This is a genomic window from Desulfobulbus alkaliphilus, from assembly GCF_016918545.1.
Lineage (GTDB): Bacteria > Desulfobacterota > Desulfobulbia > Desulfobulbales > Desulfobulbaceae > Desulfobulbus > Desulfobulbus alkaliphilus.
Genome location: NZ_JAFFQC010000124.1, coordinates 1 through 612, shown reverse-complemented (window position 1 = coordinate 612; position 612 = coordinate 1). Strand labels below are relative to the sequence as shown.

Genomic DNA, 612 nt, shown 5'->3' with positions numbered 1-612 from the left:
TATTAAGGTTCCCGACAAAGACATGGAACAACTCGCGCTCATTCGTGATGAGTTTCACGGCGAGTGGAACTACAAGATTGCCCCTAAACAAAACCCATAATGTTCAAGTTATTTTTACTAGACTCCTAGCGAGGTAGTCGTTGTCCCACCCCGCCTTGAGTCGTTTGTTCTTCACGCCGAGTTTGGCCGTTTTCTCCTGGCGGATGAGGTTGAGGGTTATATGTCTCAATACGGCGAGATTTTCAGGGGCATGCCCCTTGCGAACCCTTGAGTCATCCTCGCGGAAGGCCACATCCAAAACCCAATGGAGTGAATTCTCAATGCCCCAGTGGGCGCGGATTGCCTTGGCAAAACCTTTTGCATCGTTTTCCAGACTGGAGATATAATACCGATGTTCTTCGCTTTGCTTCCCATTGACCTCCCTTCTGGAGACAACAATGCCGATTGTCTTGAGCCCTTTCCACTCTTGCGCTATCGAGGTATTGGCAAAGTTCGTTGTATAATGGAAACGGGTTTCATGGCGTCCATGCCCTTTCTCTTCCGTCATGAAAAAGTCAAATTTGGCGCTGTTCAATTCTTCCTCGTCGGCTTGAGCGAAGACTTGCTCCACCG

At 49.0% G+C, this 612-nt stretch carries 1 protein-coding gene; it reads right to left on the bottom strand.

Annotated elements, in window-relative coordinates:
- Positions 1-103 precede the first annotated feature (103 nt).
- The coding region (locus JWG43_RS17690; protein ID WP_205244273.1) for an ISAs1 family transposase at positions 104-612 on the bottom strand (509 nt) is incomplete at its 5' end.